The organism is Crenobacter oryzisoli, assembly GCF_030385785.1.
In the GTDB taxonomy this organism is placed as follows: domain Bacteria; phylum Pseudomonadota; class Gammaproteobacteria; order Burkholderiales; family Chromobacteriaceae; genus Crenobacter_A; species Crenobacter_A oryzisoli.
The window spans coordinates 1-15383 of sequence record NZ_JAUEDK010000037.1; the positions used below are offsets into that span (position 1 = coordinate 1).

The window sequence follows — 15383 nt, forward strand, 5'->3', positions numbered from 1 at the left end:
TTTGTGGTCAGGTCGGACAAGCATAGCGAGCAGATTGTCGATGGCCGATTGGTGGTGACGATCAGGATTGCAAGGCAGTACGGCGCAGCAATCCGACTGACGACGAACAGCAACGGCAAGGGCGTTGATCTGCGCGGCGGCAATCTGCGGATCCTCGTCAAGGACGATCAGCTCGACATCCATTACGCCACAGCAAAGGCGGCAGGCCGCCCGTGCGGCACGCAGGAAGTCGGCGTCGATAAAGGCTACAGCGAGGCGCTGACCGATTCGGACGGGGTGCGCCACGGTGAACGCTTTGGTGGGGTGCTGACGCGCTACAGCGATCAGCAAGCCGCCACCGGCAAAGCAAGAAACAAGCTACATGCGCTGGAAAAGCAGCATCGGGAAGCGGGGCGCACTGCCAAGGCTGACCGAATCCGACAAAACAACCTTGGCCGGAAAAAACTGAACGCCCGCCGCGACCGCACCCAGCAACACTTGAGAACGATTGCCTATCAGGCCGCGCATCAGGTGGTGGATAAAGCGGCGGTGGTGGCGTCAGAGGATTTGACCGCGCCGATCAAGGTGAAAGTACAGTGGCGGAACTACAACCGCCGCATGAGTGGTTGGGCCAAAAGTGTACTGGCCCAAGCCATCGATGAAGTGTGTTCGCAGCGTGGCGCGGTGCATGTCACCGTGAATGCCGCTTATACGTCGCAAATGGACTCGTTCACCGGCTTGCTGGAAGGCAGGCGGGTGGGCGACAAATTTCACCGTGCCAACGGGGACGTGATCCAAGCGGATTTCAACGCTGCCCGGAACGTGAAACACCGGCTCCATGACCCGGCTATTGCCCGGTTCATGCCGCACCGCGAGGTGCTGCGGATTCTGCAATCACGTTCCTCCGGCGCAACTGAGCGTCAAGAGGCTTCAGTTGGTCGGCGCAAGCCGCGTCAACGAAGTGCGGATAAATCCATTGCTCTACTTTGAGCAAGTTTTTTGGAACAGTTCTTTCATGACCCGTTTGCAGGTCGTGGCGCGCTCGAACGATGGTTTGGCGACTTCAGTTCATCGCGCTTCCAGCCGCGCATCGACGTCGTCGATGAAGGGAAGGTGCTGCGTGTGACCGCCGAACTGCCCGGATTGGAACGCGAAGATCTGAAGGTGAGCGTCGAGGATGGGGCAATCGTGCTGCGCGGAGAGAAAAAGCAGGATGTGCGCAGAGAGGAAAACGGCTGCTACTGGCTGGAGCGCGCCCATGGAAGCTTCATGCGCACGATCCCGATGCCGGAAAACGCAGACCCCGACCACACCTTGGCAAAGTTTGACAACGGTGTACTCACGTTAACCGTGCCGAAATCGGAGCCGGTGCAGACCGTGAGTCGCACGATCGATATCGGCTAGGGCAAGCACGCAAAGTGCCATGGTGTCGGGCGGATATCAGACGAACCGGGCCGTTAGGGTGTGTTCACAGTAGCTGATTTGTGCTGATATCGGCTTTGTTAATGAAATGGACGCCCCCTTCCTAGGCCGGCATCGCGGTGCCACAGTGAGATTGCTACCACCTCACTGAATGAAGGGAGCGTCCATTTCATTAACAAAGCCTCCTCAACCCTATTGTCATGCATCGCTCGGGGTCAGATTGATAGACACTCGAAAACGGTCAGTTCTTCGTTACCCGCAAAAAAGTGGCTCACGGAGAAGCCGCTGCACTGTAGCCATTCATGAACACCCGTACAGATTCCTCCACCGACTCGACTATCTGCTCGTCGCTAGGCGGTTCGGTGGCGCCGGTGATGAACGACTCCAAAAAATCCGCCTCCAGCAGATTTATCAAGTGGCGCGCAGCCCGCCACGGTTTGCCTTGCCTCAGCCGCCCAGCCTCCATCACCCCCGCGAGAAAGTGGGCCAGCCGTCCCCATCCTTCGGCGGGTCCGCTTTCGAAAAACAGTTTGCCGATACCAGAGCGTGCCCCCTCTCCCATCACGATGCTGCGCACGATGATCAGATCCGGGCTCAATACGTTTCTCAGAAAGCGTTCTCCGAAGGATTGCAGCGTCGCGGTGAGATCATCGCTAGGCTGCAGACTACCGAAAGCCTGCATCATGCGCTCTTCAGCCCACCCCTTGACTACCGCGAGAAACAGCTCTTCCTTGGAGGCAAAGTAGCTGTAGATCGTGGCCTTGGAACCGCCAACACGAGTAGTGATTTCTGACATCGACGTGGCCTCGTAGCCACGTTCCTGGAACACCTCAGCTGCCACTGCCACGATTTTCAGGCGCCTGTTTTCACTTTTCATCCTCATGACCCACTCCTAATGAACTGTTCAGCTCCGTTGACCTCCGACATACTTGAATTTTTATTATAACCGTACAGTACGGTATTGCTATGCAAATATTAACACACGAGACCAGAGGACACACTTTGTTGCTGCCACGCACGGGCGGAATGCTGCCTTCGCCCCAAGGGGTTGGCCACCGCCGCCGCCACTGCTTTGAACCATGCCGTCCTGCTCAACATCGAGCTGCTGGCCCTGTCGGCGTAGCCTGGATCATTGCCGTGTCCACCTTCAATGTGCCCTTCCAGGCCACGCTGAGGTGCACGGCCTCACCATGTACACCAAGTCTTCGGTAGCACCATGACCGTGAGCAGCGGCCTGTGAGGCGGCATCGCCACCTCGCGGCTCATCTCGGTATTGGTCCTGCCCATCGCCGCCGTGTTGCTGCGGCATCAGCCCTTGCCCGACCAGGATGATATGAACCTGAGTCCCTGGGCGCACTGGCCCGCCCCAATCCTTGCTCCCCGATGCGCGGATCAAGCATGGCTCGGTGATGGCCATCGTCGAATACGCCATCTTATGCTCAAACCATAAGCTGGGAGTGCGTACTGTTGTCGGGGCAGTCCACGCGGTCGAGTTCAGTTATCGCTTGACAAGGTTCTGATGTCTCGCGAATATAACCGTACTGTACAGTTTATTTAACTAAGAGGACAGGCCAAAAGCTTGACTAATCGCAATGATCTACACGAAATTCGCAGCATTGCTCGGCACAGCTGAACAGGATACGAAGGCTACCTCGGTGATGGCCCTACCGCGGGAAGATGCGCTCGCAGCCCTGACCAAACTGATGGAACCACAGAACATCGCGGCCATCCTCATTGACTATCCATCGTTTGAAGGCCACAGCTACAACCAGATCGATCTGCTGGTTTCGGCCCTTGTCGGCCATGGGATGAAGGAAAGCGCCGACCTGGTACAACAGCACACCCCCCTTCTGGTCACCGACAAACCGGAGAAGGCCCTCAAAATCTATCAGGAAATCCAGCGCGATTCCTTGGCGGTAACCGCCTCGCTCTACTTTGCCGGTCAGAGGGATCATGATGCCGAACAGGCCATTCACCGATACATGCAGCGCAACCTCCGACAATCGGAGGGTTAGTGCTGATTTCGGTAAATCTGGCCAGCTGTTCCGGCAACATCTGGCCAATTCTAGGCCCTTGTGCTGATGCTGGCCATACAAACTAAATCCGTGAAGGGCGTTAGGAGATTGGCCTTACGCAGCGCTTTCCATTACAGCAGGGATGGTCCCTGCTGGCTTGCCCCGATGGCATAGTGTGACGCATGCTGTCGATAAAATTTGACAAATCAAGAACTTATCGTCATCATGGTTAACTCTCTTCTCTAGGCGACCCATGCGGCCGTCTGCCTCGCATTAACTGCTGTCACATCGCACGGCAATTTCCGCTCAAGGTTTACGAAGCCATCAGTCACGGCCCTGCATTTGTGCACGTCGTGGCAATCTGTCATTTCAGGATTGGAGTTACTGTGCCCAAGGAAGACATGATCGAACTGCAAGGCGTTGTCATCGAGATGTTGCCGGAGTCGCGTTTTCGCGTCCGGCTCGATAACAATGTGGTGATACTCGCTTATGGCTCGGGAAAGATGAAACTGCACCGCATACGCGTGCTGCTTGGCGACCGCGTCACGGTGGAAATGTCGCCCTATGATCTCACCAAAGGGCGTATCAATTTCCGCCATCCTACTGCAAGATTAGAACAGGCCTCGCCAATGCGACGTCGTCATTGAGGACTATTCATAAATGGGTAGTTATAAAGAAAATACTAATGAAAATCAAAGAACTGAAACAGGGTGACCACATCACCCAGCAAATCGACAATTCGACCATCGCGTTTGAAGTAATGTCCATTCAGCAAATCGGCCGTCATTTCTTGGTAACCTTTAGCTCTGCATTCGGCATCGAAAGCGCCCGATATCAGGGTGAGGCTTGCGTTACCATGGTGTAGGTACGTAAATAAAATAAAAGCAATAAACTGCTCCTGGATTTCTAGGAAACTGAATACTTGCCCGCTGATATAGAAGCGGTCATTTTTCATCCCCGTATCGAACGAGCATTTGGGCCGAGCAGCAGTATGCAAGCCCCTACCAGAAGAATTCTGCTCTTCGGCCGAAGCTGCATCTCAATGTTTTGGTCCATTGTGGTTGCTAGCTGGCGATGAGTGGACATTAAGCGGCCATCTTCCTGAAATGACCGGTTTCTATTCCCTCGATCGGCTCAAACCAACCTAATTCGTTCATTCGTTATGTTTAAATATGCCCTGAAGGCATTGAAAATGCTGAGCGACTGAAGAGCCGCCTCACTTCTGCCAGCTTATTTTGACATAGGCCTCATAATCCAAATTCAATAAATTATCGCAGCATCTCTGGTAAGGCACTGATAAAGTTTAACAATTTTATTGACTTATCGGCTTTGAGTGCGTATAAGTATAAATAGCACAGCAGGATCTTCAAGAGTCATACCTATCGATACCTCGTCGCCCATAAAACGTGGACTTCATCGTTTCCTTATTTATTCCTTGAGTATCGTGCATTTCGAGCATTTGCTCACTATCACCCACCAAAGGAATACATAATGGAAACCGGCACAGTAAAATTCTTCAATGAAGCAAAAGGTTTTGGCTTTATCACCCCAGATAATGGTGGCGAAGATCTTTTTGCTCACTTCTCGGAAATCAGAGCCGAAGGCTTCAAGACGCTTCATGACGGCCAAAAAGTAAGCTTTACTAGGGGCATGGGTAAAAAAGGCCCTGCAGCCACAAACATTCAGCCAACGTGACCCTTGTCTGACTTTACATTATAAAAGCCCCGCATAGCGGGGCTTTTATAATCCAAATACACCACGCATCCACGACCGAAGAGATACATGCCAACGAAAAAAGGTTTAGACTACTTAAGAGAAGGTTCTCATGTGATATTGCCCTCCGGCAGAACTGCCATAGTAATAGGACTTAGACGATCAGGATATGAATTTTGTTACCTAGACGGTGACTTTGAAAAGCTTCTATTGAGCAGAGGGGCATCTATACGCCTCACCGTTTTAAAACCCACCATGTCAGTGCTGGCTTTCTGAAGGTTAATATCGGCTTGCCGCCTCAGCATTGTTGCTGGCTCTGGCTGTCAATGCATAATCGACTCTAATAACATTGGTCTTCTATAGAAGCATTACCATAGGCAAAAGAGCATTAAGCCTATCACGTTCATTAACATAGAGACTATTAGCAGTTTGGTCACTACGATAGGCCACACTTCCCGATATTTACGGAATCGCCCTGTTCATTCCTGTCACCTATCAGAGCTCCTGCAGCGGCCAATGAAATTTCAGAGCTACTAGCAAAGCCCCACAAGCGTAGTTGCGCTATCTTGCCGTACTCCCAGTACTGTCTGTGGCAGTGCGATGAGCAGGACCATTGTGCTGGGTTTTAGTAGCAACGCTTAGTCAGTCGACGCAAAATTAAAGCAGCCCCTTCTCCGAATAGAGCAGCCAATTGACTAACATCATTGATGGCTATCAGTTTAGAAATTTAAAATAACCGTATTGGAAGAATTTCTCCAGACGTCTAATTCTAATAGCTATTACATTGAAAACAAGCTAAGCTTACGATGTGCCTCGGCACAAGCTGCGATGACTACTTTCCCCTCTCAAGAAAATCAGATCGATCAAAAATAAGAAAATATTAGCTAACACCAATAAAAACCGCCATGGCGCATGTTTATTGCATAACAATCTGCGTATTGTACCATCCTCCCCTGAAGCATAGCATTGCATGACCTATACTGTATTTCTTGCAGTGGTTTTCACTTGCATCTCGGTCTTGAAATCACCATGCATTGAGTCAATCACTACTTATTAGGATCATCCCCTCATAGTGGTGCCTGCCTCAGGCAAGGAGTTATCAAGTGAGCATGATTAAATATTCAATGATATACCGAGTAAAGTATGGGACATCAGGAAGGTGGGAGATATTTCTTACCGGATCGGTAATCCCTATTGTTGACTTTAGTGCTAAAAGTGATGCATTGAGCTACGCCCACTATTTATCTGACAGCCACCCTGGTTCGATTGTCAAATCACTCGATGGGCATGGCATTATGGCCATAGTCAAATGTGAGGTATTAAATGAAAGCGAAGGTTAGCGTCACACGCAACTCGCAGGGAATGACTGGTCACAACAAAAGGCAGGCATCAGTGGCATACCAAAAGAAAAGTACTCATGGTCAACTGCATAAAGCAGCAGCGTCAGGGAAAGTTGATCTCGTAAGGCTTTATGTAAAGTATGGAGATGACATTAACGAAATAGATCAAAATGGCATGACCCCTTTACACTTAGCCTATCAGAATGGACAGACACAAGTTGTAGAGGCACTATTAGAGTTGAATGCAGATCAAACCATCAAAGACAGCAATCTTCATGTTGCTTATGACTTGATACAAGAACACTCTTTCTTCTGCAAACTGCGCTCACAAGATCACTATTGAAAAATTGGCATTAATGTCATTAGAAATACTCACGTATCCTTAGTATGGCTCATTGAGCGTGAGCTGAACTTTCTGCATAAGGGTAGTGAAAGGGCTAGAGGATCAACAACGTCGCGGAGGAAGGAGCGAGGCTGATTACAGCCTATCGGAACAACATTGTTGACGAAGTCCTCCGACAAGGCGGCAAGATGAGCTGATCAAGGCTCTCAAGGCCAATTGAGCCCCCTTGTCAGATCACAACCCTCTGGAATTCGAGATGGAGGGCCACCCACGGGTGGCCGTTTTGCATGCTCAGAGACTAGCCCGGAAGCGGCCGACCGCACTAGCCAGTTGATCGACCACGGCGGATGAGGACGGCCTAATCATTGCCCCTCAGTCAATCCAGATCAGCTCGTAGCTCAGACTGAAGCCTGCCATCACCTCGTGCACCGCCTGGGTAATCTGCGCGCGAGCTGCCATCGGCGCGGCCGGCATGATCTGCATACGCACGCCATAAACCGGATCCGGGCCAACTTTGATCCGCCACAAAGTTTGATTCATCGATGGCTCCAGCAAGGCACGGAATACTCGCTCGGTGGCGTCGTAGCGCAGCTGCGGCTTGAACACCTTACCGACCGCCGTCAGAGGTAAGCTGTCGACCAAGTAGATTTCCCCCGGCACCGCCGCGCGTTCCGGAACCACGCTGCGAGCATAGTCAACCAGTTCTTCCGGACTGACGCTCTGCCCCTCGCGCAGCACCACATAGGCCACCGGCAGTTCCCCCGCGTAGCGGTCCGGCTTGCCGACCGCCGCCGCCAGTTGCACCGCCGGGTGGCGCATCAGCGCCTCCTCAATCAGCGCCGGATCGATATTGTGGCCGCCGCGGATGATCAGCTCCTTTTGGCGGCCGGTCAGCCACAGGTAGCCGTCGGCGTCGCGCCGGGCCAGGTCGCCGGTATTGAGCCATTTGCCGTCTATCCACAGATTGCGGTTGGCTTCTTCCTGCGTATAGCCCGCAAACACATTGGGGCCGCGGATCGCCAGCACGCCGATCTCATCCACCGCGCAATCGCGCACATACCTGCCCTGCTCGTCCAACAGCACCGGTTTCATCTGTTGGTATGGGATACGCAGACCGATTGAACCGGGGCGCCGCTCACCGTCACGCGGGTTGATCGCGCTGATGCAGGTGCCCTCAGTCAGCCCATAACCTTCCAGGATGCGGATGCCAGTTGCCTGCTCAAACTGACGGATCAAGGCCGCCGGCATCGGCGCCGCGCCGCAAATGCCGAAGCGCAGCGATGACAGCTCGGCCTCGCCGCGCGGCACCGCCATCAATGCCGCGTATACGGTCGGCACGGCCGAGAATGCGGTGACCTGGAAACGCTCCACCAATTGCCAGAACTGCTCCAGCATGGCACGGTTGCGGTACCCCATTGGCCCGGCCAGCAGCACGTGTGAGCCGGCCATGAAGGCGGCAAGCCCGGTGACAATCACTCCGTTGACGTGAAACAGCGGCAGCCCGCACAACAAGGTATCTTGTGGGCCAAGGTCGACCGCGACGGTGCCGCACCAGGCATTGGCCAATTGGTTCCAGTGGCTGTGCTGGGCGATCTTGGGCGTGCCGGTGGTACCGCCAGTATGGAAGTAGGCAGCGATGTCGTCCCGCCCGATGCGGCGGCCGCTCAGCAGGTAGTCATGTGCTTGTTTGGCCAGTTCCACATCGAAAGACAGAGTCTCTTCTGGCGGTTCCGGCTCCTGCACTAACAGCACGGATTGCAGCGACGGCACCTTGTCGCGCAACGCCACGACCTTGCTCCACAATTCCGGCCCCGCACTGGGGCCGAGCGTGACCAGCACCTTGCAGGAAACTTCGTTCAGCAAAGCCGCAATCTGCTCGGCGTCCAACAACGGGTTGATCGCGTTGACGATGCCGGCCGCCTGGCCGCCCCACAGGGCGTAGTGGGTCTGCGGCAAGTTGGGTAACAGGTAGGACACCACATCGGATGGCCCGACACCCAGCGAATAGAACAAGTTGGCGGCCCGCGTGACATTGGCGAACAATTCGCCATAGCTGATGCGCAGTGCTTCTTCGTCGACAATGCCCTGCGGCAGGAAGCTGATTGCAGTAGCATTCGGCCACAGCTCGGCGGACCGTCTGAACACATCGTAACTGGAAGCAAAGCCAGCCAAGCGCTGTTCGAGTGGAATGGCCTCCAGATGCTCAATGTCAGCGAGGGAGCGTATCGCTCGGTCATTCATATTGCGGCTCCAGCTTGGATGAGTGGAAAAGATTGCGTGGATCGCCCGACGGGGCTTGCAGCCTGATCGCGCCCAGATAAAGGCTATCGGAAAGATCCGCTTCCAGCGCAGCCTGGCCGAAGCGTGGATGGCGGATTTCGATCCGGTATCGTCCGCTGTTGCCAGGCAAGCGGTCGAACTTGAAATCGCCGAATCCGTCCGTACCCGTCTGCTGCACGATCTTTCCGTTACGACTCAGCGTGACCTCGGCGTCCGGTACACAGTCACGACCCGCCCCCTCGCCATAGACCGCACTGCCGCCGATGAAGCACTGGCGATAACGATAAAGGTTACGGTAGTAGACGCGCGGTCGCGTGTTCAGCTCTTCCTGCAACACATCCAATCCCTCGCACTTGAACCGCTCCTGCATCACTTCGTCGCTCACTTTGACCGCCTGCAGCGCGCCGGTCGGACACACCTGGCTGCAGCGTGGCTCATGCCAGCCATGGTCGAGCAAGTGGGCGTCGAAGATCCAGATTTGCGGCAGCCCGAGCTCCTCATTCCAGTGCATGGCTCCGTATGGACAGACTGCGAGCAGGTCCTTGCGGCCCTTGGCCAGCACAGGATCGACGATGACGATGCCGTCGGGGCGTTTCTTCACCGCGCCGCGCCCGGCGGCGATGCAGGGCGCGTTATCGCAATGGTTGCACATGGTAGGCAGATGGGCGGCGTCCACCATGGGCGGGGTGCCGCGCGCCACGCTCTCGATGCGGATCCAGGCGCCACCTTGTTTCGGCTGCGGCGCCGCATAGCCGGGAAAGTCGTTGTCGACATGCTCGTCCTGGTTGGCCAGTACGCAGTTGCCGCAGTTGTGGCAACGCTCTACGTCGACAATCAGATTCCATTTCTTCATCGCGGCACTCCCTAGGCCTGCACGATCCGGTGGCGCTGCTCGCCCAGATCAATGCGGCCGTCGTCGGTGCGGATCGATGCCACCATCTGATCGCCTGGCTTCAGATAGCGCGGATTGCTCTGCTGCTTGCTGAGGAACAACGCCCATTTGCGCTGCTCCGGCAGCACGCGGAAGATCCAGCGCACCAGCTTGCTCTTCGGTGCCACCGCGGCGCAGCCGGCCGGGGTGCCGGTGGCGAGCAGATCGCCGGGCGCCAGGTCGTGCAGGCCGGACAGCTCGGTCAGGGTCTGCGCCGGCTTGAAAATCATCTCGCGGCAATAGCCGTCCTGACGCACCTCACCATTCACCGCCAGACGCAGGCGCAGCTCGCCGAGCTTGCGCCACTCCTCCGCCGTCGGAAACACCAGGTAGGGACCGACCGGACCGAAGCTACGATAGCTCTTGCCCTTGTAGAACTGGGCCTGCGGCAGCTGGATATCGCGCGCGCTGATGTCGTTCACCACGGTGAGCGCGACGGCGTATTGGTGCAGATTGTTTTCGTCGACCCGCACCGGGCCGTTGATGTGGCGGCCGAGCACAACGCCCAGTTCGACTTCGTAATCGAGCAGGCTCACGTGCTCCGGCCGCACGATGTCGCCGCGAGCCGCGGTCAGCGATGACGGCGCCTTGGTGAACAGCGTATTGAACGGGATCTTGGCCGGGTCCATCCCCGACTCGCGCACATGGCAGCGGTAGTTGAGGCCCTGGCAGAGAAACTGCTGATTAGCGGTGACCGGCGGCAGCAACGCCAACTCGTCGAGCTTGAGCACGGCGTCGGCCGGGCGCAGCGCGCGCGCCTCTTCCAGTCCCTGCTCGATCAAGTCTCCGGTGGTCGCATAGCGGCCGCTCAGGGGAGCCACCTTGTCGCCAAACAGAACACCCCAGCCCGGCTCGGCGCCGGCGCGGTTGAATCGCAATACAGTCAAAGCCATTGTTGTCTCCTCATTTCATCCATGGCCGGGCTGGTTCGGACAAGGCGGCGCCCATTTGCTTGAGCCGGGCCAGGCTCAGTTTGCGGCGCCACAGCAGGCGGGCGGCGTGCCACAAGGTGGTCAGATTGGGTTTGGGCAGCATGTGCGGCGGCACATCATCGCCCCACATCCACACACCGCCCTGATTCATCGGGCTGTAGCGCGGTGCGTAGTCGGCGGTGAACACGTCGCCGTCGGCGTAATGCTCATGCTCGGCCCCATACGGGTCGAACCAGTAGTCGAACAACTGGCTGCCGAGCGAATGTCGGCCAATGCCCCAGGCATGCTTCCAGCCCTTGGAGCGCAGATACTGGCTGCTCTGCCCCAGCGCATCGAGGTCCTGCACCTCGTAGGCGCTGTGCTCGTAGCGGTCTGCCAGCCCGCCGGCGATCACCACGCTGTGGTGGTCGGCCGGCTCGTCGCCGCGGTCGAAGCGGAAGAAGATCAGGTTCGGACTGCCGTCGGGCAGATACAACACATCAGTCGGCAGCAGGCCGAAATGGCGCATATACCAGTTGGTCAGGCCGGTGAAATCAGTGGTCTGAAACACCACGTGGCCAAGCTTGGCCACCTTGGACGGCCCGAACGGCGGACGCACGGTGGCATTGACACGCGGCGTGGCGGTCGGGGTATTGGCCGGCAGCCGCGCTTCCAGTTCGACCTGGGGCTTGCCGTGCTCGCGGCCGGCCAGCGCCCATACCTCATGGCCGAGTGGATCGATCAGCCGCACGGCCTGGCCGCCCCCTGGAATCTCCAGCTTGCTCTCGCGGCTCGCCCCGGCATGCATAGTCAGCACATCCAAATCGGCGCTCTCGCGCAGCTCGAAGCCTAGGCCGGCAAAGCGCGCCTGGCTGCCACGCCGCACCACATAGCAGCAGGCCGGACTTGCACTGGCGCGGAAATACAGCACATCGGCTTCGCGCCGGATCAGTTGCAGGCCGAAGTCGAGCAGGAAGCGTTCACTGCGATCGAGGTCGGGCCGTTCGAAGATCAGAAAGGCCAGCGCATCGGCTTTCACCAGCGCCGCTGGGCGCCATACCTGCTGCACGAAAGCCGGACGCTGGTTCTCCGGCCATTCCGGCAGGATGGCCGGGAAGGCCTCCTGGCCGGGATTCACGCGGACAGGCACGCTGGCCGTTTTCAAACTGGACATGCTGCGGTCTCCCTCCATTTTTCTATCTCCACCAGACAATTGCTGGACGCCATGCCGGAGCTGCCCTTGACAATGGGGCGCGGGGACGTCAGCAGGTTGACACAGCCGCCACGGTCGATCATGCCGCCGTGGCGGTCAGGAATCGGGTCGTACACGGCGCTGGACTCGAACGCCTTCAATACCCCGGGGGCGATCAGCGGCGTGATCTCGGCGGCGCACAGCACCGCGCCGCGTTCGTTGAACACGCGCACCAGATCATGCTGGGCGATGCCGCGCACGGCGGCATCCTGCGGGCTGATGCGCAGCGGCCAGTAGTAATAGCCGTCCTTTAGGATTCGGTGCGCGCTGAGGTCGTTGATGAAGCTACCCTTGCCGTCGCTATAGGTGTGGAAGCTGTAGCGCGGATGGCTGGACAGCAATTGCAGCGGATAGCGCGCAAAGCGCTCGCCATCGGCCGGGCCCTCCGGCGACGGGATGTAGCGGTTGAGCGCCGGCCGCTCCGGGTTGTCCGCGCAGGCGCGCTGCAAGGTTTGCGAGACGAATTCGATCTTGCCGGACGGCGTCTGCAGCCCCTTGCCGAAGGTGTCGGCGTACTGAGAAGGCAGCGGCAGTGGCTCCGGCGCATCCTTGTGGCGGTCCTCGGCGAACCAGCGGAAATAGGCCGGCTCGCGCTGCGCCTCCGACGGTGCTGGCACCACGAAATAGCCCTTACGGAGGAACGCCTGCCAACTGACGTACCTGGGCAGATCGGACGAATCGAATACACGCTTGCACCAATCGAGCTCGCTGCAGCCTTCCGAGAACACTGCGCCGAGGCCGAGCCGCTCAAGGATGTCCAGGAAGATCTGGTAATCCGACTTGGACTCGCCCAGCGGCTCGATGCATTTGTGCTGCATCACAATCATGCGGTGGTTGAGCTGCTGCTGGATGTGGTGACCGTAGGCGCCCGCGCCGGACCATTCGCCGATGTCGTAGCGTTCCAGCATGGTGCAGGCCGGCAGGATCACATCGGCGAACTGGGTCTCGCCTTCGTGCCAGATCGACTGATTGACCACGAACTCGAGCGAGGGATGGCGGTAGGCCTCCACCATGCGCTGCGAGTTGGCCATGGTGCCGAACGACGAGGCGCCGTAGCGGTACAGCATGTGCACGCGCGAATGGCCCGGCAACGGGTACTCGAACGGCACGAATTGTGCTTCCAGCGACACCCCGTCCCAGTAGTAGCCGGTGCTGCGCCCCTCGATGATGGCGTCCGCCAGCTTCTGGCGCGGGATCATCTGCTTGACCGGGTTCATGCTCAGCACGTGCGGCATGCGGTTGTAATTACTGATCGCCGAAGCGGTCCAGTACAGATCGCCGGAGATGCCGCCCTCGGCGTAGCCGGGGAAGTAGAAGGTCATGTCGAGCGGGGTGGACAATTGCAGGTTGCCGAAGTTGACCCCCGGCTTACCCCAGCCCTGCATCGCCATCAGCAGGATCATCGAGCGCGCCCACTGGGTGCCGGTCGGGTTGCGTCCGGCACCGCCCAGGCCCTGCCCGGCGCCGCCGGCGGCCAGATAGGTCTTGCGCGATGCCCACAGGCGCGCCAGCGCACGCACGTCCTTGGCCGGCACGCCGGTTTCCGCCTCCTGCCACTCCGGCGTCTTGGCCACGCCGTCGCTCTCGCCCAGCAGGTAGGCGCGCCATTCCTCGAAGCCGGTGGTCTTGGTCGCCACGTAATCGCGGTCGTACAGCCCCTCGGTCACCCACACGTACATGATGGCCTGCGCCAGCGCCGAATCGCTGCCCGGGCGCAGCGGAATCCAGCGCCCACCGAGCAGTTGCGCGGTGGGGTTGTAGTGCGGGTCAATATGAATGAATTCGATGCCGAGTTCCTTGGCCCACAGCCGGCGCTCGGTGCCTTCGGAACCGGCGTAGCAGCCGCTGGTGGTTTCCGGGTCGCTCGACCAGAACACGATCTGTTCGCATTCCTTCAGGCAGTCCTCCACCAAACCGTAGCCGCCCGGGGTGCCCAGCCGCATGCTGTTGCCGTAGTGATGCTGCGCTCCCCAGTACCAGCCTTCCCAGCTGTCCGGGTTCAAGTGCACGCGGGTGTAGCCGATCAGATTGCCGAAGCGCTGCAGCGCGGAGAGGTAGTAGCCGACATTGCCCCATTGATGGTGCGAGCTATGGTAGATCGCTACCGCGCCGGGACCGTGCTCGCGCTTCATGCGCTTGATCTCGGATGACACGATGTCGAGTGCCTCGTCCCAACTGATGCGCACGTAGCCGGACTTGCCGCGGTTCTGGGGATTGCGTTCGCCGTTCGGATCGAAGTCGACCCGCTTCATCGGATACAGCAGCCGATTCTCGGAATACACCATGGAGCGCAGCGCCAGCGCATGCGGACTGATCGTGGCGGCCCGCCGCGGGGTGAAGCTGCGGCCGCGTGCGTGGATGGTCCAGCTGGCGGCGTCGTCCCGGTCGAGGTCGATCGGCGTGGTGCGCACGATGCGGCCGTCCTTCACGTAGACGAACAACGGACCGCCGTTGGTATTGGTGGTGTAGCGCACCGTACCGTCACGCTGCGGCGTGCCCATCTGCAGCGTGGCTGTCTGCAGCCGGTTGAGCAGTTGCATGAACCACACCACCAGCTTGTCGGGCCCCTGCACTGTCACTTTGAAGTGCTTGGCCGCATGCACGATCTTGGCCTGGTCGACCGGCGGCTTCATGAAATCCAAAGCGGTAGCCACGTCGTGAAATGCGATGGTCACATCCGGTGCCGGATGCAAACCAGCCGCCGAACTCACCTTACCGCCGCGCAAGCAGTAATGGCGCCCGATGCTGCCATCCTTGAGACGGATCTGCGCAACCAGGTTGCGTTCACGTAATTGTTTTCGGAACGCAGGGCTGCGCGCGGTAGTCACACGGATGGCCGCAGACAGCCCGAACAGGATGCCCTTCAAAAGCGCACGCTTCATGCTTCTCCTCTCTTGGTGTTGCTCTGTGCTCTTGTAATTTCTTGTTTTTGTAATTTACAGTCTTCAATAATTGAACTGTTATGTCAGGTTGACAATATAGTCCAACATTAGAAATTTAGCCACTTGCGCTGTCGCGACACAAGCAAGGCACATCAAGGGCACAGGACTGTGATGCGAAAAGGGGAATTCTGCCGAGGGGATGGAATGGTCGGCGGCTTAGCGGCATCCAGCCGGGACAGCCCTCATTCCGGTGAGCATTAGAGATCCAGCCTGTACCGCAGAGAGGGCCACGCATTGACAGGCTCAGCCGCATCA

Annotated in this window: 13 protein-coding genes; 6 read left to right on the top strand and 7 right to left on the bottom strand. The window is 57.7% G+C overall.

The genetic code is table 11. The features are described from left to right. On the top strand, window positions 1-969 hold a 969-nt coding region (locus tag QU481_RS17060), incomplete at its 5' end, for a hypothetical protein (protein WP_289831234.1). Window positions 970-978: 9 nt separating this feature from the next. Beyond that, window positions 979-1383, top strand: coding sequence for an Hsp20/alpha crystallin family protein (locus tag QU481_RS17065; RefSeq protein WP_289831235.1), 405 nt, complete (start codon window positions 979-981; stop codon window positions 1381-1383). A 289-nt stretch (window positions 1384-1672) separates the two neighbouring features. Here the strand turns inward: QU481_RS17065 and QU481_RS17070 are convergent, their stop codons facing one another. Continuing rightward, the gene (locus tag QU481_RS17070; RefSeq protein WP_289831236.1) at window positions 1673-2284 is read right to left on the bottom strand and encodes a TetR/AcrR family transcriptional regulator; all 612 of its coding nucleotides are present in this window, start codon (window positions 2282-2284) and stop codon (window positions 1673-1675) included. A 709-nt stretch (window positions 2285-2993) separates the two neighbouring features. On the opposite strand from QU481_RS17070, the gene QU481_RS17075 reads away from it, so the two are divergent. Together QU481_RS17075 and infA are read left to right on the top strand one after the other, a co-directional pair. After that, window positions 2994-3416 (top strand): hypothetical protein, encoded by a 423-nt coding sequence (locus QU481_RS17075; protein ID WP_289831237.1) that lies wholly within the window; start codon window positions 2994-2996, stop codon window positions 3414-3416. A gap of 386 nt (window positions 3417-3802) precedes the next feature. Continuing rightward, window positions 3803-4063 (top strand): translation initiation factor IF-1, encoded by a 261-nt coding sequence (gene infA, locus QU481_RS17080; protein WP_289831238.1) that lies wholly within the window; start codon window positions 3803-3805, stop codon window positions 4061-4063. Window positions 4064-4098: 35 nt separating this feature from the next. On the opposite strand, the gene QU481_RS17085 is transcribed toward infA, so the two are convergent. Continuing rightward, a complete protein-coding gene (locus QU481_RS17085) occupies window positions 4099-4371 on the bottom strand; it encodes a hypothetical protein (RefSeq protein WP_289831239.1) in 273 nt (90 codons plus the stop codon). A 536-nt stretch (window positions 4372-4907) separates the two neighbouring features. On the opposite strand from QU481_RS17085, the gene QU481_RS17090 reads away from it, so the two are divergent. Together QU481_RS17090 and QU481_RS17095 are read left to right on the top strand one after the other, a co-directional pair. Next, window positions 4908-5111: a cold-shock protein gene (locus tag QU481_RS17090; RefSeq protein ID WP_289831240.1), complete on the top strand. Its 204-nt coding sequence runs from the start codon at window positions 4908-4910 to the stop codon at window positions 5109-5111. 1341 nt (window positions 5112-6452) lie between these two features. Continuing rightward, window positions 6453-6812 carry an ankyrin repeat domain-containing protein gene (locus tag QU481_RS17095; protein ID WP_289831241.1) on the top strand — a complete coding sequence of 120 codons (360 nt, stop codon included), beginning with the start codon at window positions 6453-6455 and terminating at the stop codon, window positions 6810-6812. Between the two features lie 372 nt (window positions 6813-7184). Here the strand turns inward: QU481_RS17095 and QU481_RS17100 are convergent, their stop codons facing one another. From QU481_RS17100 to QU481_RS17120, 5 genes are read right to left on the bottom strand one after another with little or no spacing between them, the layout of a single operon-like run. Beyond that, on the bottom strand, window positions 7185-9053 hold the full coding sequence (locus tag QU481_RS17100; RefSeq protein ID WP_289831242.1) for an acyl-CoA synthetase: 1869 nt from the start codon (window positions 9051-9053) through the stop codon (window positions 7185-7187). Beyond that, a complete protein-coding gene (locus QU481_RS17105) occupies window positions 9046-9945 on the bottom strand; it encodes a 4Fe-4S dicluster domain-containing protein (RefSeq protein ID WP_289831243.1) in 900 nt (299 codons plus the stop codon). The genes QU481_RS17100 and QU481_RS17105 overlap by 8 nt, the downstream gene beginning before the upstream one ends. 11 nt (window positions 9946-9956) lie before the next feature. Next, entirely contained in the window at window positions 9957-10916 is a 960-nt protein-coding gene (locus QU481_RS17110) for a fumarylacetoacetate hydrolase family protein (protein ID WP_289831244.1), read from the bottom strand. Between the two features lie 10 nt (window positions 10917-10926). Then, window positions 10927-12108 carry a VOC family protein gene (locus QU481_RS17115; protein ID WP_289831245.1) on the bottom strand — a complete coding sequence of 394 codons (1182 nt, stop codon included), beginning with the start codon at window positions 12106-12108 and terminating at the stop codon, window positions 10927-10929. Further along, window positions 12096-15068, bottom strand: coding sequence for a molybdopterin-dependent oxidoreductase (locus tag QU481_RS17120; RefSeq protein WP_289831246.1), 2973 nt, complete (start codon window positions 15066-15068; stop codon window positions 12096-12098). The genes QU481_RS17115 and QU481_RS17120 overlap by 13 nt, the downstream gene beginning before the upstream one ends. Between the last annotated feature and the right edge of the window lie 315 nt (window positions 15069-15383).

Bases quoted from the DNA above. Each gene is read 5' to 3' on its own strand.
- QU481_RS17070 (WP_289831236.1), bottom strand. From the start codon at position 2,284: ATGAGGATGAAAAGTGAAAACAGGCGCCTGAAAATCGTGGCAGTGGCA.
- QU481_RS17075 (WP_289831237.1), top strand. From the start codon at position 2,994: ATGATCTACACGAAATTCGCAGCATTGCTCGGCACAGCTGAACAGGAT.
- QU481_RS17085 (WP_289831239.1), bottom strand. From the start codon at position 4,371: ATGAAAAATGACCGCTTCTATATCAGCGGGCAAGTATTCAGTTTCCTA.
- QU481_RS17090 (WP_289831240.1), top strand. From the start codon at position 4,908: ATGGAAACCGGCACAGTAAAATTCTTCAATGAAGCAAAAGGTTTTGGC.
- QU481_RS17095 (WP_289831241.1), top strand. From the start codon at position 6,453: ATGAAAGCGAAGGTTAGCGTCACACGCAACTCGCAGGGAATGACTGGT.
- QU481_RS17100 (WP_289831242.1), bottom strand. From the start codon at position 9,053: ATGAATGACCGAGCGATACGCTCCCTCGCTGACATTGAGCATCTGGAG.
- QU481_RS17105 (WP_289831243.1), bottom strand. From the start codon at position 9,945: ATGAAGAAATGGAATCTGATTGTCGACGTAGAGCGTTGCCACAACTGC.
- QU481_RS17110 (WP_289831244.1), bottom strand. From the start codon at position 10,916: ATGGCTTTGACTGTATTGCGATTCAACCGCGCCGGCGCCGAGCCGGGC.
- QU481_RS17115 (WP_289831245.1), bottom strand. From the start codon at position 12,108: ATGTCCAGTTTGAAAACGGCCAGCGTGCCTGTCCGCGTGAATCCCGGC.
- QU481_RS17120 (WP_289831246.1), bottom strand. From the start codon at position 15,068: ATGAAGCGTGCGCTTTTGAAGGGCATCCTGTTCGGGCTGTCTGCGGCC.